Source organism: Mycobacterium hackensackense (genome assembly GCF_025822555.1).
GTDB classification, from domain to species: domain Bacteria; phylum Actinomycetota; class Actinomycetes; order Mycobacteriales; family Mycobacteriaceae; genus Mycobacterium; species Mycobacterium fluoranthenivorans.
Map to the genome: position 1 here is coordinate 507451 of NZ_JACKUC010000031.1, position 17367 is coordinate 524817.

General features: G+C 66.7%; 14 protein-coding genes and 2 tRNA genes. 9 read left to right on the top strand and 7 right to left on the bottom strand.

The window, feature by feature from the left end; genetic code table 11:
* Positions 1 to 75 precede the first annotated feature (75 nt).
* Together H7J86_RS22510 and H7J86_RS22515 are read left to right on the top strand one after the other, a co-directional pair.
* The gene (locus H7J86_RS22510; RefSeq protein ID WP_267293570.1) at positions 76 to 1629 is read left to right on the top strand and encodes an HD domain-containing phosphohydrolase; all 1554 of its coding nucleotides are present in this window, start codon (positions 76 to 78) and stop codon (positions 1627 to 1629) included.
* 62 nt (positions 1630 to 1691) lie between these two features.
* Positions 1692 to 2063 (top strand): DsrE family protein, encoded by a 372-nt coding sequence (locus H7J86_RS22515; protein ID WP_167161718.1) that lies wholly within the window; start codon positions 1692 to 1694, stop codon positions 2061 to 2063.
* Between the two features lie 86 nt (positions 2064 to 2149).
* Here the strand turns inward: H7J86_RS22515 and H7J86_RS22520 are convergent, their stop codons facing one another.
* From H7J86_RS22520 to tig, 3 genes are all read right to left on the bottom strand, one after another.
* Complete coding sequence (locus H7J86_RS22520) at positions 2150 to 2800, bottom strand: ATP-dependent Clp protease proteolytic subunit (protein ID WP_090353948.1); 651 nt, start codon at positions 2798 to 2800, stop codon at positions 2150 to 2152.
* Positions 2801 to 2811: 11 nt separating this feature from the next.
* Positions 2812 to 3411 (bottom strand): ATP-dependent Clp protease proteolytic subunit, encoded by a 600-nt coding sequence (locus H7J86_RS22525; protein WP_170847085.1) that lies wholly within the window; start codon positions 3409 to 3411, stop codon positions 2812 to 2814.
* A gap of 110 nt (positions 3412 to 3521) precedes the next feature.
* On the bottom strand, positions 3522 to 5018 hold the full coding sequence (tig, locus tag H7J86_RS22530; protein ID WP_187096309.1) for a trigger factor: 1497 nt from the start codon (positions 5016 to 5018) through the stop codon (positions 3522 to 3524).
* Between the two features lie 281 nt (positions 5019 to 5299).
* On the opposite strand from tig, the gene H7J86_RS22535 reads away from it, so the two are divergent.
* Positions 5300 to 6214 carry a metal-dependent hydrolase gene (locus H7J86_RS22535; RefSeq protein WP_267293572.1) on the top strand — a complete coding sequence of 305 codons (915 nt, stop codon included), beginning with the start codon at positions 5300 to 5302 and terminating at the stop codon, positions 6212 to 6214.
* Positions 6214 to 7347: a PDR/VanB family oxidoreductase gene (locus H7J86_RS22540; protein ID WP_267293574.1), complete on the top strand. Its 1134-nt coding sequence runs from the start codon at positions 6214 to 6216 to the stop codon at positions 7345 to 7347. Before H7J86_RS22535 ends, H7J86_RS22540 begins: the two co-directional genes overlap by 1 nt.
* Positions 7348 to 7357: 10 nt before the next feature.
* Here H7J86_RS22540 and H7J86_RS22545 read toward each other — a convergent pair.
* A tRNA-Pro gene (locus H7J86_RS22545) sits at positions 7358 to 7431 on the bottom strand.
* Between the two features lie 98 nt (positions 7432 to 7529).
* On the opposite strand from H7J86_RS22545, the gene H7J86_RS22550 reads away from it, so the two are divergent.
* Positions 7530 to 7603, top strand: a tRNA-Gly gene (locus H7J86_RS22550).
* An 80-nt stretch (positions 7604 to 7683) separates the two neighbouring features.
* Here H7J86_RS22550 and H7J86_RS22555 read toward each other — a convergent pair.
* On the bottom strand, positions 7684 to 10011 hold the full coding sequence (locus H7J86_RS22555; RefSeq protein ID WP_267293576.1) for a lipase family protein: 2328 nt from the start codon (positions 10009 to 10011) through the stop codon (positions 7684 to 7686).
* A gap of 937 nt (positions 10012 to 10948) precedes the next feature.
* On the opposite strand from H7J86_RS22555, the gene H7J86_RS22560 reads away from it, so the two are divergent.
* From H7J86_RS22560 to H7J86_RS22575, 4 genes are all read left to right on the top strand, one after another.
* Positions 10949 to 11344, top strand: coding sequence for a hypothetical protein (locus H7J86_RS22560; RefSeq protein WP_139169819.1), 396 nt, complete (start codon positions 10949 to 10951; stop codon positions 11342 to 11344).
* Positions 11345 to 11924: 580 nt separating this feature from the next.
* Positions 11925 to 13001, top strand: coding sequence for an alkane 1-monooxygenase (locus H7J86_RS22565; RefSeq protein WP_235683357.1), 1077 nt, complete (start codon positions 11925 to 11927; stop codon positions 12999 to 13001).
* 117 nt (positions 13002 to 13118) lie between these two features.
* The gene (locus tag H7J86_RS22570; RefSeq protein WP_267293578.1) at positions 13119 to 13934 is read left to right on the top strand and encodes a DUF1542 domain-containing protein; all 816 of its coding nucleotides are present in this window, start codon (positions 13119 to 13121) and stop codon (positions 13932 to 13934) included.
* Positions 13935 to 13999: 65 nt separating this feature from the next.
* Positions 14000 to 14818, top strand: coding sequence for a DUF1542 domain-containing protein (locus H7J86_RS22575; RefSeq protein WP_090353946.1), 819 nt, complete (start codon positions 14000 to 14002; stop codon positions 14816 to 14818).
* Between the two features lies 1 nt (position 14819).
* Here H7J86_RS22575 and H7J86_RS22580 read toward each other — a convergent pair whose 3' ends face one another.
* Together H7J86_RS22580 and H7J86_RS22585 are read right to left on the bottom strand one after the other, a co-directional pair.
* Positions 14820 to 16502 carry a cation:proton antiporter gene (locus tag H7J86_RS22580; RefSeq protein ID WP_187096315.1) on the bottom strand — a complete coding sequence of 561 codons (1683 nt, stop codon included), beginning with the start codon at positions 16500 to 16502 and terminating at the stop codon, positions 14820 to 14822.
* 46 nt (positions 16503 to 16548) lie between these two features.
* Entirely contained in the window at positions 16549 to 17352 is an 804-nt protein-coding gene (locus tag H7J86_RS22585) for an Fpg/Nei family DNA glycosylase (protein WP_267293580.1), read from the bottom strand.
* Positions 17353 to 17367: the final 15 nt, after the last annotated feature.

The following is a 17367-nucleotide window of genomic DNA, read 5'->3' on the forward strand; positions in this document are numbered from 1 at the left end:
CCCCACGGCCACCGGGCACACCCGGGGAGACGGACGGAGCGCACCGCGGTCGTCGACTGACTGCATAATCGGCGCATGGCTGCGCCGGCCGAGACACCGAGCCGTGCCGAGCTGCTCGCTGCCCTGTCGGTTGCGGTCGACCTGGGGCTGGGGCAGCCGGGCGAGCACATGCTGCGCTCCGCCCTGATCGCCACCAGGCTCTCCGACCGGTTGGGTCTGAGCCGCACCGAGCGTGACTGCATCTACTACACGACGCTGATCATGTGGATCGGTTGTCACGCCGACTCCCACGAGTACGCCCGCTGGTTCGGCGATGACATCGCCGTGCGGCGCGACACCTACCAGGTGGACAACGCCGGGCTCCCGTTCATGCGCTTCTTGATGGCCAACATCGCCCGTGGCGAGCCCTTGGTGCACCGCCTGAACGTGATGGCGACGCTGCTCATCAATGCGCGCGGACATCTGTCCGCGATGATCCACTCGCACTGCACCTCCGCGGCCCTGCTCGCCGACCGGCTGGGCCTGGGGCCCGATGTGCAGGCTGCGCTGACGTTCGCCTTCGAACGCTACGACGGCGGCGGGATGCCCGCGGGTGTGCGCGGCGACGGTATCCCGATCCAGATGCGGATCGCCCAGCTGGCCGACGTGATCGAGGTGCATCACCGCACCGGCGGGGTGGCGGGCGCCGTCGCCGTCGCCACCAAACGTCGCGGCGGCCAGTTCGACCCCGAGATCGTCGACGTGTTCACCCGCGACCCCGACGCGATCCTGGCCCCGCCGGTGGCCGGGGACGCGTGGCAGGCAGCGCTGCACGAGGCGCCCGACCGGCATGAGCGCCTCGACGACCGCGGCGTGGACACGCTGCTGACGGCTCTGGGCGACTTCGTCGACCTCAAGTGCCCGTTCACGCTCGGCCATTCCCGGGCGGTGGCGGCACTGGCCGGCGATGCGGCTGCGGCGGCCGGTCTGGACGCCGCCGCGGTGGCCCTCACCCGGCGCGCGGGACACGTCCACGACCTGGGGCGTATCGGGGTGTCCAACCAGATCTGGTCCAAAGCCGGCCCGCTGACCGCCGGCGAGTTCGAACGCGTGCGCCTGCACCCCTATCTCACGGTGCGGATCCTCAGCCAGGTGCGCGGGCTGGCGCAGGTCGCGCAACTGGCCGGCAATCACCACGAATGCCTGGACGGATCGGGGTATCCGCGTGGCCTGCCCGACTCCGCCCTGGGCCTGCCCGACCGGGTGCTGGCCGCGGCGGTCGCCTACCAGTCCGGCTGCGAACCCCGGCCGTACCGCGAAGCGTTCACCCCCGCGTCGGCGGCACGCCGGCTGCACGCACGGGTGCGCGCCGGCCACCTCGACCCGGTGGCCGTCGAGGCGGTGCTGCATGCGGCCGGCCACCACGCCGAACGACCCCGCGGCCGCCCCGACGGTCTCACCCCGCGCGAGGTCGATGTCCTGCGTCTGGTCGCGCGCGGTGCGTCGAACAAGGAGATCGCGGAAACGCTCGTGATCAGCGAGAAGACCGCGCGCAACCACGTCGAGCGCACCTACGCCAAGATCGGCGTGTCCAACCGCATCGGGGCCAGCATGTACGCGCTGCGCCATGGGCTGGCCAACCCCGGATAGGGAGGCACGAATGGGGCAAAAGCCCCATGTGCCCGGGCGCCGGATCGCGACACGATCTGCTTATGAATCACACGATGAACAAGGCCGCCATCAGCCTGACCACCGGTCTGGAGGATGCCGAACGCGTGACGGTGGCCTTCCTGGTCGCCGTCGGTGCCGCCGAATCAGGCCGGCCGACCATGATGTTCCTGACCAAGGAAGCGGTGCGGTTGGTGGTGCCCGGGGTGGCGGTGGGCACCGCCTGTGACGGGTGCCCGGCGTTGTCGGAGCTCATGGCGCGCTACGAGAAAGCGGGCGGACGCTACCTGGTGTGCCCGATCTGCATTCAGGCCAAGCATCTGGACCCACACACATTCGTCGACGGCGCCGATGCCGGCGGCACCGTGCAGTTGTGGGAGTGGATCGGCGAGGGTGCCACCACGTTCAGCTACTGACGCAACGCGCTGAAACGCGAGATTGCCGCTATGGCGCGTTCTACTCGAACTTCCGCGCCATAACGGCAATCTCGTGATGTCGTGCGTCAGGCGTTCTGTGCGGAGAGCTTCCGGTAGGCCAGAACGGTGTCGATGATGCCGTAATCCTTGGCCTCGGCGGCCGTCAGGATCTTGTCGCGGTCGGTGTCCTTGCGGATGACGGCCGGATCCTTTCCGGTGTGCCGCGCCAACGTGGCGTCCATCAGGGTGCGCATCCGCTCGATCTCGGCGGCCTGGATCTCCAGATCCGAGACCTGACCCTGGATGGCACCGCCGACGGCGGGCTGATGAATCAGCACGCGCGCGTTGGGCAGGGCCAGCCGCTTACCGGGGGTACCGGCGGCCAACAGCACCGCGGCGGCCGAGGCGGCCTGGCCCAGGCAGACGGTCTGGATATCGGCCCGGACGTACTGCATGGTGTCGTAGATCGCCATCAGCGAGGTGAACGAACCACCCGGCGAGTTGATGTACATGGTGATGTCGCGGTCGGGATCCAGCGACTCGAGCACCAGCAGCTGGGCCATGATGTCGTTGGCCGAGGCGTCGTCCACCTGCACCCCGAGGAAGATGATGCGTTCCTCGAACAGCTTGTTGTACGGGTTGGACTCTTTGACGCCGAAGCTCGAATGCTCGATGAACGACGGCAGGATGTACCGGGCGTGAGCCGGATTCACAACGCCACCGTGGGCAGGCTGCATATCGGGGGTCATCATTTGATACCTGCTCCTGGTCCGTCGCCGTTAACGCTGACGCTGGTGATGATGTGGTCGACGAAGCCGTATTCCAGGGCTTCGGACGCCGTGAACCAGCGATCGCGATCCGCGTCCGTCTCGACCCGCTCCAGGGTCTGGCCGGTGAACTCGGCGTTGAGCCGGTTCATCTCCTTCTTCGTCAACGCGAACTGCTCGGCCTGGATCGCGATATCGGCCGCGCTACCACCGATACCGGCGGACGGCTGGTGCATCATGATCCGCGCGTGCGGCAGGGCGTACCGCTTGCCCTTGGTGCCCGCGGCGAGCAGGAACTCACCCATCGAGGCGGCCAGACCCATCGCGTAGGTCGCCACATCACACGGCGCCAGCACCATGGTGTCGTAGATGGCCATACCCGCGGTCACCGAACCACCGGGCGAGTTGATGTACAGGTGGATGTCCTTGACGGGGTCTTCCGCGGCCAGCAGCAGAATCTGCGCGCACAGCCGGTTGGCGATGTCGTCATCGACCTGGGTGCCCAGGAAGATGATGCGCTCGGCGAGCAACCGCTCATACACCGAGTCGATGAGGTTGAGCCCCGACGCGCCAGAACGCATGTCAGTCACGGCTGGATACCTGCTTTCTCGAGTTTGTCGTACTCGTTCACCGACACTAACCAACGCGCAGCGAACCGCACGCCCAAGAAGGCGCGCGTTCGCTCACAGCGTCACTCAGCGGTGTCTTGATCCTTCTTGTCCTGCTTCTTATCGGCCTTCTTGGCAGCCTTCTTGGCCGCCTTCTTCTCGGCCTTCTCCGCCTTTTCGGCGTCGTCGTCCTCATCGGCCGTATCGGCTTCCGGGGCGTCTGCGGTCTCGTCCTCGGCCTCGCCCGCCTCGGCGCCACCTGCCGGACCGAAGAACTCGGCGGTGTCGACCACCGCGCCGTCGGTATCGGTGACGGTCGCCCCATGCACCACCGCGGCGATGGTCAGGCCGCGCCGCACATCGGCGAACATCGCCGGCAGCTGGTTGTTCTGCTGCAGGAAGCCCAGCAGCTGCTGCGGCTCGAGCCCGTACTGACGCGACATCAGGACGAGCCGCTCGGTGAGGTCGGCCTGGCCGACCTGGATGTCCAGCTTGTCGGCGATGGCATCCATCAGCAGCTGGGTCTTGACGGCCTTCTCGGCGTTGCTGCGATTGTCCGCGTCGAACTCTTCGCGGCTGCTGCCCTGTTCGGTCAGCGACTCCTCGAACTTCGCCTCATCGTGCTCAAGGCCGTGAATGGCGTTGTGCAGCGCGTCGTCGACCTGGGCCTGCACGATCGCCTCGGGCAGCGGCACCTCGATATCGGCGAGCAGGGTCTCCAGCGCCTTGTCACGGATCTGCTCGGCCTGCTGGATGCGCTTGGTCCGGCGCACCTGCTCGATCAGGCTCTCCTTGAGCTCGTCGATGGTGTCGAACTCGCTTGCCAGCTGGGCGAACTCATCATCGGCCTCGGGCAGCTCGCGCTCCTTGACCGAGTTCACCTTGACCGTCACCTCGGCTTCCCGACCGGCATGCGGACCGGCGACCAGGGTGGTGGTGAACGTCGTGCTCTCGCCGGTCTTGAGCCCGGTGATCGCCTCGTCCAGGCCCTCGATGAGCTGGCCGGAGCCGACCTCGTGGGACAGTCCCTCGGTCTTGGCCTCGGGCACGTCCTCGCCGTCGACGGTGGCCGACAGGTCGATGGAGACGAAGTCACCCTCGGCCGCCGCACGCTCCACGCCCGTCAGGGTGCCGAACCGGGCGCGCAGGTTCTGCAGCTCGGTGTCGACCTCTTCGTCGCTGACCTCGATCGGGTCGACGCTGAACTTCAGCGCGGACAGGTCGGGCAGATCGATCTCCGGGCGGATGTCCACCTCGGCGGTGAACACCAGCTCCTCGTTGTCCTCGAGCTTGGTGACCTCGATATCGGGCTGTCCGAGGGGCTGCACGTCGGCGGTGGTGACCGCCTCGCTGTAGCGGCTGGGGAGCGCGTCGTTGACGACCTGCTCCAGCACCGCGCCGCGACCGATACGGGCCTCCAGAAGCTTGCGCGGCGCCTTGCCGGGTCGGAACCCGGGCAGCCGGACCTGCTGAGCCAGCTGCTTGAAGGCCCGGTCGAAATCGGGCTCCAGCTCGGCGAAGGGAACCTCCACGTTGATCCGAACCCGAGTGGGGCTCAGCTTCTCGACCGTGCTTTTCACTGCGTTACTCCTGTATGCGTCTTCTGGTGGCATCGCGGCGTGCGAGGGGCTAAAGGTGTCGTCATCTGTCGCCTTCAGCAGCGCCGCGCGCTTCGCGAACAGGGTAGTTGACGAGCTTGGCCACCTGACACTTGGCGTCCCCGAGCAGCGCTCCCGAGGGTCGGCGATCCCGATTCCGACCAATCTGAACCGCTGGGTGTACCGAATACGTGAACGGGATGGCCAAACACCCTTACGGGTATGCAGCCATATGCCAAAGTCACCCCAAAAGGAGGTCCGTCGTGACTCAGCCGCGGCTCGGGTACCCGAGCCCTGTGGACGAATTCGCACCCGAGGAAGTGGCCCTGCGACCACGCGATGCGAAGTTCGGGTGGGACGAGACCCCGCTGCACTGGATGCCCGGCGACCCCTATGGCTCACACGCCACCACTGCGTTGAACCTGTTCCTGCCGGTCGCGGAGCGTTGGTTCGCCAACCTGCTCACCGAGGCGCTCGAGTACGTCCGCGACGAGCGGTTGCGCGAGCAGATCATCGGATTCATCGGCCAGGAAGCCATCCACGCCAGGACCCACGATGACGTGCTCGTCGAGTTCGTGCGTCGGCACGGCATCGACCCCACCCCGTTTCTGGACCAGCTGGAATGGGTCGCCGGTCAGTACGACCTTCGGATGGCACGGATTACCAGTCCCACCCGGCGCCGCAAGGCGCTGACCTCCGGGACCCATGCGCTCAGTGCGGCCGAGCATTTCACCGGAGTGCTGGGGCACTGGGCCTTGAACAACGAATGGGACAGCCTGGGCGTCGATCCGATGATGGCGGATCTGATGCGCTGGCACGGTGCCGAGGAAGTGGAGCACCGGCACGTGTCCTACAACGTGGCCAAGTACTTCGGCATGGACTACTTCGCGCAAGCGGCGGCCGGCCTCATGGTCAGCGTCGTGTTCTTCGCCCTCGTGCTGCGCGGCCTGAAGTTCCTGGTCCACGCCGATCCCCAACTACCCAACCTGGGATACGTCCGGCTGCTGTGGAAAATGCGCGCGTCAGGCAAGCGGGGCTCGCTGCCCACCATCGCCTACCTGTGCCGGACCGGCTCGCGGCTGCTGCGCCGCGACTACAACCCGGTCGACGAAGGCAGCACCGCCCAGGCCGTCGCGTACCTGGCCGCCTCCCCCGCCGCACGCGTCATGCACGGATGATGCGCCGCTCGCTACGTGCGCTCGTCAAGCCCTACGTCGGTGAACCGCCGCGCGGCCTGTACCGCGCCAAGACGCCCGATCTGCTGATTCGGATCGCGGGTGCCGCGGTGCCCCACTTCCTCTCGGTGGTGACGCGCCTGGGCGGTGACAGCGAACCGCCGGAGCTACCGGCCGCGGTGAACCGCACGACGATGCGCATCGCGGACCGGCGCAGGGTCACCGCCGACGGCCAGGTGCTGGCACTCACCCTGACCCCGCTCGACGACACGCCCCTGCCGCGATGGAACCCGGGCGCGCACCTCGATGTGCACCTGCCGTCCGGCCTGATCCGGCAGTATTCGCTGTGCGGCGATCCGGGGCGACGAGATGAGTACCGAATTGCGGTGCGGCACAGCCCAGAAGGCGCGGGCGGTTCGGTCGAGGTGCATGGCCTGAGCACCGGCCGCCTGGTCGAGGTGAGCGATCCGCGCAACGCGTTCATGATGCCGCTGCCGGGCTCGGCGTCGCGCGCGTCGAAATTGCATTTCATCGCCGGTGGCATCGGCATCACGCCGATTCTGTCGATGGTCCGGCTCGCCGAACAACAGGGCACGCCGTGGACGCTGCACTACACCGGCCGCCACCGGGACGCCCTGGCGTTCGTGGACGAGCTGGCGCCCTACGGCGAGAAGGTGCACGTGCGGACCGACGACGAACACGGGATGCCGAGCGCCGCGGCCCTGCTCGACGGGGTGGATCCGACAACAGCGGTGTATGTGTGCGGGCCGCCGCCGATGGTCGACGCGGTGCTGCGGGCGATTCCGCGGGATTCCGGTATCGAAGTGCACAGCGAGCGTTTCAGCGCCGCGCCGGTGGTCGATGGCCGACCGTTCGAACTGGAGTTGGCCCGCTGCGGCACCGTGGTGGGGGTCGGCGCTGATCGGAGTGCGCTCACCGCGCTGCGCAATGCCGTTCCCTCCGTGGCGTATTCGTGCCAGCAGGGCTATTGCGGTACATGTGTGCAGCGGGTGGTGTCCGGCGAGGTGGACCATCGTGACGACCTGCTCACCGAGGAGCAGCGCCGATGCGGACAGATGCTGGTGTGCGTGTCCAGGGCGAAATCGACCTGCGAGCGACTGGTACTGGACCTGTAGGACCGTTGGGTCGGGGTGACAGGATTTGAACCTGCGGCCTTCCGCTCCCAAAGCGGATGCGCTACCAAGCTGCGCTACACCCCGTGTTTCACTGCGGTCGGAATACTACGGGTTCGACACGCAGGACCGTCAATTGGCTTTGTCCACGTCCTCGCCGGTACAGTCTTCCGTTGCACGAACAAGCGGGCGTAGCTCAATGGTAGAGCCCTAGTCTTCCAAACTAGCTACGCGGGTTCGATTCCCGTCGCCCGCTCCACAGAACCGCCTGGCAACGGGCGGTTTTTGTGTTTGCTGACTGGTCGCGATACGGGGCCCTCCACCGGATGCCGACCAGCGTCACGCCCGTCCGGGACAGTCATTGACAACGGGCCGGTTGGCCAACCTGTCGAGCAGCCAACTGAGCGCAGGTGTCACGTCCAGATTGTCGTGGCCTCGCCCGTCCTGTGCTTCGAAGGCGATCGTGCCTCCGAGCGCGCAGGCCCGGGCGATGGCACCCGAGATCCACCCCGAATCGATGAGCAGATCCCCCGTCCCGTACACGATGAATATCGGGGCCGACATCCGGTGTTGCGGCAGCTTCCGACGTGCCAGCAAGTCGCGCAGTTTGTCCGCGGCCTCGGGAGTCGCCGGCACCAGGTCTGCCGCCGTGAGCTCCTTGAGCGCAGCCGACCGGGCCTCTGCCTCGGGGACGTCGCACGAGCTGAGGACCGCCCAGTTCTCCGCGGCGGATCCCCGGCGGAATTCGTCGACATCCAGGCCCACGTCTTCACGAGCAAGTGAGGCAAGAATCAGCTGTAGTACGCCGAGTTGATTCGGGGTGATGTCACCGCGGATGACCTTGTCCACGATGCCGGTCAAGTCCGCGGGCGGCGCCAAGGCCACGGCACCGATGAGTTGGAGTTCCGGCGCGTAGCTGTCGGATTGCTCGTCGGCAGACCAGGTGGCACCAGCGCCTTGGGACGTACCGATGGCGGCCCAGCGCGTCGAGACGCCCGGAAAGGCCGCCCGGAGTGCGCGCACGGAGTCGATCATGTTCAGACCGGCTGTGCGAAAGTCGATGTAGCGGTGGACACCTGGAGCGCCCAGTCCTTCGTAGTCCGGGAAGCTGACCGCGAAGCCCAGTTCGAGCAGCTTGGCGATAGGCGGCCCCACTGCGGAGGCCAGCCAGGTATTCGCCCCTTGAAGCAGGACAGACGGACCGCACTCTTGCTGGATGCCGGTCGTGCCATGCCCGAATGCGAACGCCGCCCAGCCGCCGGCCGGCGGATCGCCGGCGGGCGCGAAAACGGTTCCGGAAACGACTGTCGACGATCCGGTATCGCCCTGCGTTGATTGGTACGTCACGCGCGCTGCCCTCGCCCCGGCCGGCAATCCCAGCTCGACCGCAACGCCGGGAATGTCCTCGGTAGACAGCAACGTGCCGGCGCCGGGGCTGCTCACCGAAACCGAACCGCACCCGTTGGCGAGCGGCATTCCAGCGAATCTATTGGCAAGCCAGCCGATTTGGCTTGTTGCCGAGGCCGCGAGCGCATTGCCGTTCGTCTTCTGCGCCGCCGGGGCGGCATCGGTGCGCCAGGAGATGCTGTCGCCTCGCCTGCACGCCTTGGTGATTTCCTCGTTGTTCCACTGAGGATCGACAACGGCGTCATCGGAGTCGTTGACGACGGACAGGGGCGCGCTCAACGGTAGGTCGGGCAGGGCGCGAGCGTGCACCAGGTTGTCCAGTACCGCGGCAGCGGTGGGCGTCGAAGGCGCCAGGTCTTCGGTGTCCATCGCCGCGATCGCGAGTTCACCACGACCAACATCAGCCCCGAAGCACTTTGTCATCGCGTCCCAGTCGTTGGCGACCGCACCGCGTCGGTAGTCATCCAGATTCAGACCGGGATGCTGGCGGGACAACGAGGTCATCGACCAGAGCAGGACCTTGCGCTGGTCGATGGTGAGTGATCCGGTCCGGGCTCGTTCGAGGAGCGGCGCGAGATCACCCAATGGCGAACGGGCGGCCGCACCGACCAGGTTCATCTCGGCGGCGTAGCCGGCTGCCTGTTGATCGGCCGCCCAGACGGCCGCACCACCGAGTCGCGTGCCGAACGCAGCCCATCGATTCGAGATATCCGGAAACGCTGCGCGTAGGGCGCGGACAGAGTCGATCACGTTCCGACCGGCAGTGGTCACGTCGAGGTAGTCATTGGCCCGTCCGGGTTCTCCCAGGCCGGCGTAGTCGCTGACAGTGACGGCATAACCGCTTTTCAACAGCGTGGCGACAAGGGGTGCGTTCCCCAACAGGCTGCTGCTGCGCGACGGTGCGCACGGTTCGTCGGTTCCCTCGCCCTGATGAGCGACGGCCACGACCGGCCAACCGCCGGCGGGCGCAGTCCCGGTGGGAACGAAGAACGCCCCCGACACCTCGACGAGTTCGCCCGAAGGGGCATGCGTCGAGCGGTACACGATCCGGACGGACGCGGCACTGAGGGCTCTGATCTCTGGGGTGACGGCAGTCAGCGAAGTGGTGCCGACGATACTGCCGGGATCAGCCGAGCCGAGCTGGAGGCGTTGCGGCCACAAATTTGCTGAAACCGCGGGTACCGTGCACCAGTAGGCGAATGTGAGAGTCGCGACGCTAGCCAGCGCCACCACCGTCGCGAAGATCTGTCGATCTTTCACGTGGAGTCCGACCCTGCGGAAGGCCGCAGAAATCCGACGAATGAGCAGTTCGCTGGTCACGATCGCCTCCGTGCATGCGTCTGGGGTTGCGAGCCGACGGGCTCGCCCCCATCGACCACGACGCACGACCCCCGAGCAATTTCGGTTAAGTATGGAAGCCCATGACGAAGCCGTCAATTTTTGCCAAAACTTGAGTTATCCGTCACTTTTCGAGAGCAGAAGCGACATCCGTCACAGTTCGCGGGTGGGAGGCGGACCTATCCGCGTGACGTTCCCGTCGCCAGCCCCACCAAACAGGCCCTACCGACGACACCGCCGGTAGGGCTCGATTTTCCGCGCCCACGGTACCCAGCCCCGCCTCGCATCGAGCCGATTGGGTACGCCCGCCGATCAGCAACTCCAAGCGGCCCCGCACCTCCGAAGATTCGTCGCCTCGCTCCCATTTCGCTGGCGTGCCGACCACTCCGCGGACCCACCCTGGACCGAAATGCGGTTCACCGGCGGCCTGTGCATCCGAGGTGAGTTTGCTGCCGATTCCCTCCGGCTACCTCCTCGTAAAGTGCACGACGCATAGATTCCTCGAGATCAAAACTTGATTCCTATCCAAGGCCAGCAAGTGCACACCGTCGCCCTACCGCGTTTGTCGGACGCCGACAACACCGAGTTCCAGAGCTTCAAGCAGAAGAACTCGCCCTCATAATCCTGCTTCTACGTGCATCTTTATTGACTCGCGACATGCTCGGCGGCACGGAAGGACCATCAGGGCGAGCGCGTTCACGCCGACGGGCAGCTCCCGCTCGACGCCCCACCGGCAAACAATTAACCATGGAGTCAATACAATCCTCGGTCGCGAGATGGTCACGGCTATGGCCGCCCAGGCAACCGTTGTGGTAACCTCCAAGAGCCAACAAAGGCGTTTGCTATAGGGAGGAAAGTCATGGCTCGAATTCAGGGGACGCGGCGCAAGGCAATGACGGCCGTGGCAGTGGCAGGCAGCGGCTTCGCAGTAGCTTTGGGCATCGCCACTGCGGGAGCCGGCGCGGCGGCGGCCGATTCGCAGCAAAACATCATCACCCAGCTGGGCAACGGCGCCACCAACCTGCAGAACCAGCTCGGCACTGCGGGCACCAACCTGCAGAACCAGCTCGGCACCGGGGGTACCAACCTGCAGAACCAGCTCGGCACCGGGGGTACCAACCTGCAAAACCAGCTCGGCACCGCAGGCACCAACCTGCAGAACCAGGTAGGAACCGCGGGCACCAACGTGCAGAAGCGCACGGGTGCGGCCGTCAGCGGCGTGGCGAAGGCCATTGGCAAGGCTTTCGGGGGCTGAGTCCGGCCACCTGCGGACCGTCGCGGCACGGCGACCCACGCCGAACTCTCGATCGACGACCTGACGGTCAGGCCCGACACCGAGCCGGGGACTGAGTAATCGACACGCTCAGTCCCCGGTTGGTGCGGATTCCCTCCGCCCGCTCCACAGAACCGGCCCACCGAGGCCGGTTTTCTGGTTTCACGGCTCCGAAAACCGACATTGCAGCGACTTTGAAAAATTTGCCACTACACCCGACATGGTCACTTGAATCGATTTACCAGGAGCTATTCGACATTCTGGGAATATGCTGCAAATTGACTGACGCGATAATCTCAAGCACGGCCGCGGATGGCATCTCCCCAAACCTCGACATCCATCATATTGCCAGTTAGAGGCCAAGAATGAGACTTATCTCCACTCGGCGGCGGTGGCGATTGCATACGCAATTAGGTCACGGTATAAGTATCGGATGACCGTGTATCCGCCCCCTTCGACGGAGCGCGAGCAACCGAAGACGCACAGCCCTCACAAGATAGCTCTGGCGAACTGGCGAGATCCGAAGCGGTATCTCTGGCTCATGGTCCCGACAATCCCCGGGATGGTCGGACTGTCTTGGTTGCTGGTGTGGACCACCGGCTGGCCGGCGTTCTGGTGGACCGGCGCGGCCCTCACCTTCGTGGTGATACCGGCCATCGATCACTTGATCGGCCAGGAGGCGCGGAACCGCGCGCCGGACCATGCACTGTCCGCGCTGGAAGGTGACCGGTACTACCGCGCAGCCACTCACCTGTATCTGCCCGCGCAGTACCTCTCGTTGATCTTCGCGTGCTGGCTGTGGAGCGGTGGCGGTTGGCTCAGCATCTCCCCGCTCGGGAAGCTCGGATTGATGGTGACCACCGGCGTGGTGGGCGGCATCGCCAACAATGCCGCCCACGAATTGGGGCACAAACGCGCCCGCGCCGAACGATGGCTGAGCAAGCTGGCACTGGCGCAGACTTTCTACGGGCAGTTCTACGTCGAACACAATCGCGGACACCACGTGCGGGTGGCCACCGCCGAGGATCCGGCGAGCGCCCGGTTCGGGGAGAACGTCTACGCCTTCGCCATCCGCTCGGTGACCGGAGGTACCAGCTCGGCCCTGGGTCTGGAAGCCAAACGGCTCGCCCGCAAAGGACATTCACGCTGGTCGCTGCGAAACGATGTGCTCAACGCGTGGCTGATCAGCGCGGCCCTGTTCACCGGGCTGGCGTTGTGGTTCGGCGCCGTCGACCTGCCTTGGCTGGCGGGCCAGGCAGTGATCGGGATGTTCCTCCTCGAAGCGATGAACTACGTGTCCCACTACGGACTGCGCCGACGCCGACTGCCCTCCGGTCGGTACGAACGACTTCGCCCCGCGCACTGCTGGAACGGGAATGCCGTCCTGACCAACGTCTTCCTGCTGCATCTGCAGCGACATTCCGACCATCACCTGAACCCGGTGCGTCGCTACCAGGCAGTCCGCCTGGACGACCAAGCACCACAACTGCCGGGCGGATATGTGTCGATGCTGACCCTTGCACTGTGTCCGCCGTTGTGGCGCCGGGTGATGGATCCGCGCGTGCTGGAGATCTACGGCGGCGACGTCAGTCTGACCGCATTGCCCCCGGACAACGCCAAACGCACTGCACGGCAGTAGATGTAGCGGGCGAACGACCGACAGCGGCCGTACCGTCGCGGCGCACCTGAGTTCCGCTCTCAGCGGACAACCGCGCGGGGCAGGGAACAGCCGCTTCCTGTCGGTACGCTGAAAATCATGAACGGCCTGCTGCTCATGCTCATCGTCCTGGTCATCGCGGCCATCGGCTTCGCGATCTACACCTCGAAGAAGGCAACCGGGCAACGCACCGCTGCCTCGCTGGCCGACGCGAAGGCTGACGCCCGGCGGGTCATCGAGCGGCTCGGCGGCCAGGTGTTCAACCTGACCGGCACCGATGACGCCGCGAAGCAGGCGCTCGCGGACGCGTCCGAGCGTTACACCGCCGCGTCATCGCAGATCGACCAGGCCACCACCGCCAAGCAGGCGCTGCTGGCCAAGGAGAGCGCCATCGAAGGCCTGTATTACGTGCGGGCCGCGCGTACCGCGATGGGCATGGATCCCGGCCCGGAACTTGAGACCTTGGACGGTCAGCGCTCAGCCGGAGCGGTCATGGAGGATCGCCGAATCCAGTTCGAGGGCAAGGAGATCGAGGCCTCCCCCACGCCATCGCAGCGCACGCCCAACTACTACCCCGGCGGCCGGGTGGCCGGCCGTCCGGTCCCGGCCGGCTGGTACTCCGAACCGTGGTGGAAGCCCGCCCTGGTGGCCGGCGCCTGGGGTATCGGCTCGGTGCTGCTGTTCGATGCACTGTTCTCCGGTATGCACGGAGTGGACTACGGCGCACAGGGTTTCGAGAACGGCTACGGTGACGGCTTCCAGCAGGGCTTCGAACAAGGTGAGCTGTCCGCCGACGGCGGCCAGGACGTGGGCTCCGACGGTGGCTGGGGCGGCGACAGCTGGGGCGGCTCCGACGGGGGCGGTGACTTCGGCGGGTTCGACGGCGGCGGGGACTTCGGCGGATTCGACTTCTGACCTGACGACATAAAGGTGGGATCGGTAGCAGGTGCACAGCCTGCGCCATGGCTACGCTGAGCGCCATGAACGGCATTCTGCTGATCCTCATCCTGTTCGTGGTGGCAGGCATCGGGCTGCTGGTGTACGCCTCGTCGAAGGCAGCCGGAACCCGCAACGCCGCGGCGCTCGGCGACGCCAAAGCGGACGCTCGCCGGGTCATCGAGCGGCTCGGCGGCCAGGTGGTCAACCTGACCGGCACCGACGACGCCTCCAAACAGGCGCTGGCCGACGCCTCTGAGCGTTACAACGCCGCCGCATCCCAGATCGATCAGGCCACGACGGCGCGTCAAGCCGCGTTCGCCAAGGAGAGCGCGATCGAAGGGCTCTATTACGTCCGCGCCGCCCGGGCGGCGATGGGTCTGGATCCCGGGCCTGAACTGGAAACGCTGAGCGGCCAGCGTTCGGCCGGAGCGGTCACCGAGGATCGCAAGGTGACGGTGCAGGGCAGGCAGGTCGAAGCCTCCCCCACCCCGTCACAGCGCACGCCCAACTACTACCCCGGCGGCCGGGTGGCCGGCCGTCCGGTCCCGGCCGGCTGGTACTCCGAACCGTGGTGGAAACCGGCCCTGATGGCCGGCGCCTGGGGGGTGGGCTCGGTGTTGCTGTTCGACACGTTGTTCTCCGGTATGCACGGAGTCGATTACGGCGCACAGGGTTTCGAGAACGGGTACGGGGCCGGCTTCGATCAGGGCTTCCAGCAGGGGTTCGACCAGAGTTCCGGCTCCGACGGCGTGTGGGACACCGGCAGCGGAAGCGGGGACAGCGGCTCCGGATCGAGTTGCAGCGGTTCGAGCTGCGGCGGCGGAGGCTGTGGGGGCGGCGGAGGCTGCGGCGGTAGCTGACTTACAGGCGGCTCTCCAACCGGGACGACACACCGGCCTCCTGCAGGTCCAGCCGCTCCAGCATGGCCCGCACCGCTTCGTCTTCGATGCGCCCCTCGTCGCGTTCGGCGATCAGGGCGGCACGCTGGGCAGCCAGCACATCGCGGTAGAGCGCGGAGAACACTTTCGCCCGTTTGGTGGGCGCCTCCGGGTCGGGCATCTCGTCGACATCTTCTGAATGCCGGGCGACGGCAGCGCGAATCTCGGCGAGCATCCGGGGGTCCATATCCGCGGGCGGGTTGGCCCGGAACTCGGTCAGTACCTCGTCGGCCGCCGAGTGCACCACACGTTCGGCTTTCAGCTCCTCTTCGCGGTCGGCGGCGTGGTCGTCGTTGAACCGGGACAGCCGCAGACGGCGGATCAGCCATGGCAGCGACCAGCCCTGGATGAGCAAGGTGCCGACACTGACCACGAAGGCGATGGCCTGGATGGTCGCGCGCTCCGGGAACGGTTCGCCGTCCATCGTCGTGACGGGAATCGCGGCCGCGGCGGCGAGGGTGACCACCCCGCGCATCCCGGTCCACGACACCACCACGTTCTCCTGCCAACTCAAGGTGCGCCGGTCGATCCGGGAACGCCACTTGCCCGGAGGTTTCCGTCGCGTGCCGAGCGCACCGCGGCCGTGCTCGGGCGCGGGCACGCTCAGCCGGGTCTCGACATGGCGGAACAGCTTGTTGCGACCGAACATCGCGAACACCGACAACGGCCGGATGGCCAGCACGATCACCAGGACGATGGCCGATGCGACCGCCACTTCCACCAGGGATTCGTGGGCCTCGCGCAGGTCCTCCAGCACGAACCGCAGATGCAGGCCGATATAGGCGAAAACGAACGCCTCCAACAGCACGTCGACCGAATTCCATACGTAGCGCTCCTGCAACCTGGTCTGGTAGCCCGCGCCCAAAGTGCCGTTGCCGACCACGAATCCGGCGACCACGACCGCGAGCACACCCGAGGCGTGCATCTCCTCGGCGACGATGAACGCCGCGAACGGCACCAGCAGGCCCTGCACCGTCTCCAGTCCAGGATTGGCCAGCCGGCGGCGGATCCACAACGTCGCATACCCCAGCGCCACGCCCACCAGCGGCCCGACCACGGCGCTGTAACCGAAGAGCAGGAACGGGTTCTCGATGAAGGTGTGGCTGCCGGCCACCTGCGCGACCGCCACCGAGAACAGCGCCAGGGCCGCGGCGTCGTTGATCAGGCTCTCGCCGGTGAGGATGGCCATCACCCGTTTGGGCAGGCCCAGTTTGCGTCCCACCGCCACGGCCGTCACGGCATCCGGTGGCGCCACGATGGCACCGAGCACCAGCGCGGTGCCGAAGGTCAGCGGTACCAGCGCCAGCCAGGACGACACCGCGGCAACCGCGAACGCGCTGACCACGACCAGGCCGACACCCAGACCCAGAATCGGCCGGATATTGCGCAGGAACGTGGGGAATGAGAAGTCCAGCGCCGCCGAGTACAGCAGCGGCGGCAGCACCACCGTGAGCAGGATGTGCGAATCGAGCTCCGGCGCCTCGAATCCGGGCAGGAACGAGACCACGATGCCGACGACCACGATCATCAGCGCGGGTTCGAACCCGCGGCGGTGGGCGATGGCGGTGACCAGGATGGCGCCGACGACGACGAGGATCAATTCCACGGAGTCGATTGTCCCGTCAAAGTCGCCGGCGCGCCCGGCCTACCCCTCAGGACTGGCAGCTCGGACACCAGAAGACGTTGCGTGCCTCCAGTTCGGCGGTGCGTATGGTCGTGCCACACACCCGGCAGGGGTCGCCCGCGCGGCGGTACACGTAGGTGCGCGGCCGGCCCTCCCGATAGGACGGTGCGCCGTGGTCGTGCTCCGGACGGACGACGACGATCTTGCCCCGGCGGACCCCGACCTTCATCAGGGCCACCAGATCGGTCCACATCTCCCCGAATTCGCCCGCGTCGAGATGCGTGCCGGGACGGTACGGATCGATCCGGTGCCGGAACAGCAACTCACTGCGGTACACGTTGCCCACGCCGGCCATTACCGCCTGATCCATCAACAGCCCGCCGATGGTCCTGCGGGACTTGGTGATTCGTTTCCACGCCAACTCAGGGTCGGCATCGGCGCGCAGCGGGTCGGGGCCCAGCCGGGCCACCACGTCCTCGACGGCGGGTTCGTCGATCAGTTCGCACACCGTGGGCCCGCGCAGATCGGTGCCGTATTCGGCGCCGACCATCCGCATCCGCACCTGGCCGACCGGCAACGGCTGTGTCTGTTCCGGGGGCACCGGCCACTCGGTGAAGGTGCCGTACAGACCCAGGTGCACGTGCACCACCGCGCCGTCGTCGTAGTGGTGGAACAGGTGCTTGCCCCAGGCATCGGCCTTGCGCAGGACCAGACCGTTCACCGCGGCCGCGTCGCCGAACCGGCCCTGAGGGCTGGATACCGCCACCGGCGCGCGGCCGAACCGCTTCTGATGCAACCGGGCCAGCCGGTGCAGCGTGTGCCCTTCTGGCATGGATCAGGCCAAGGG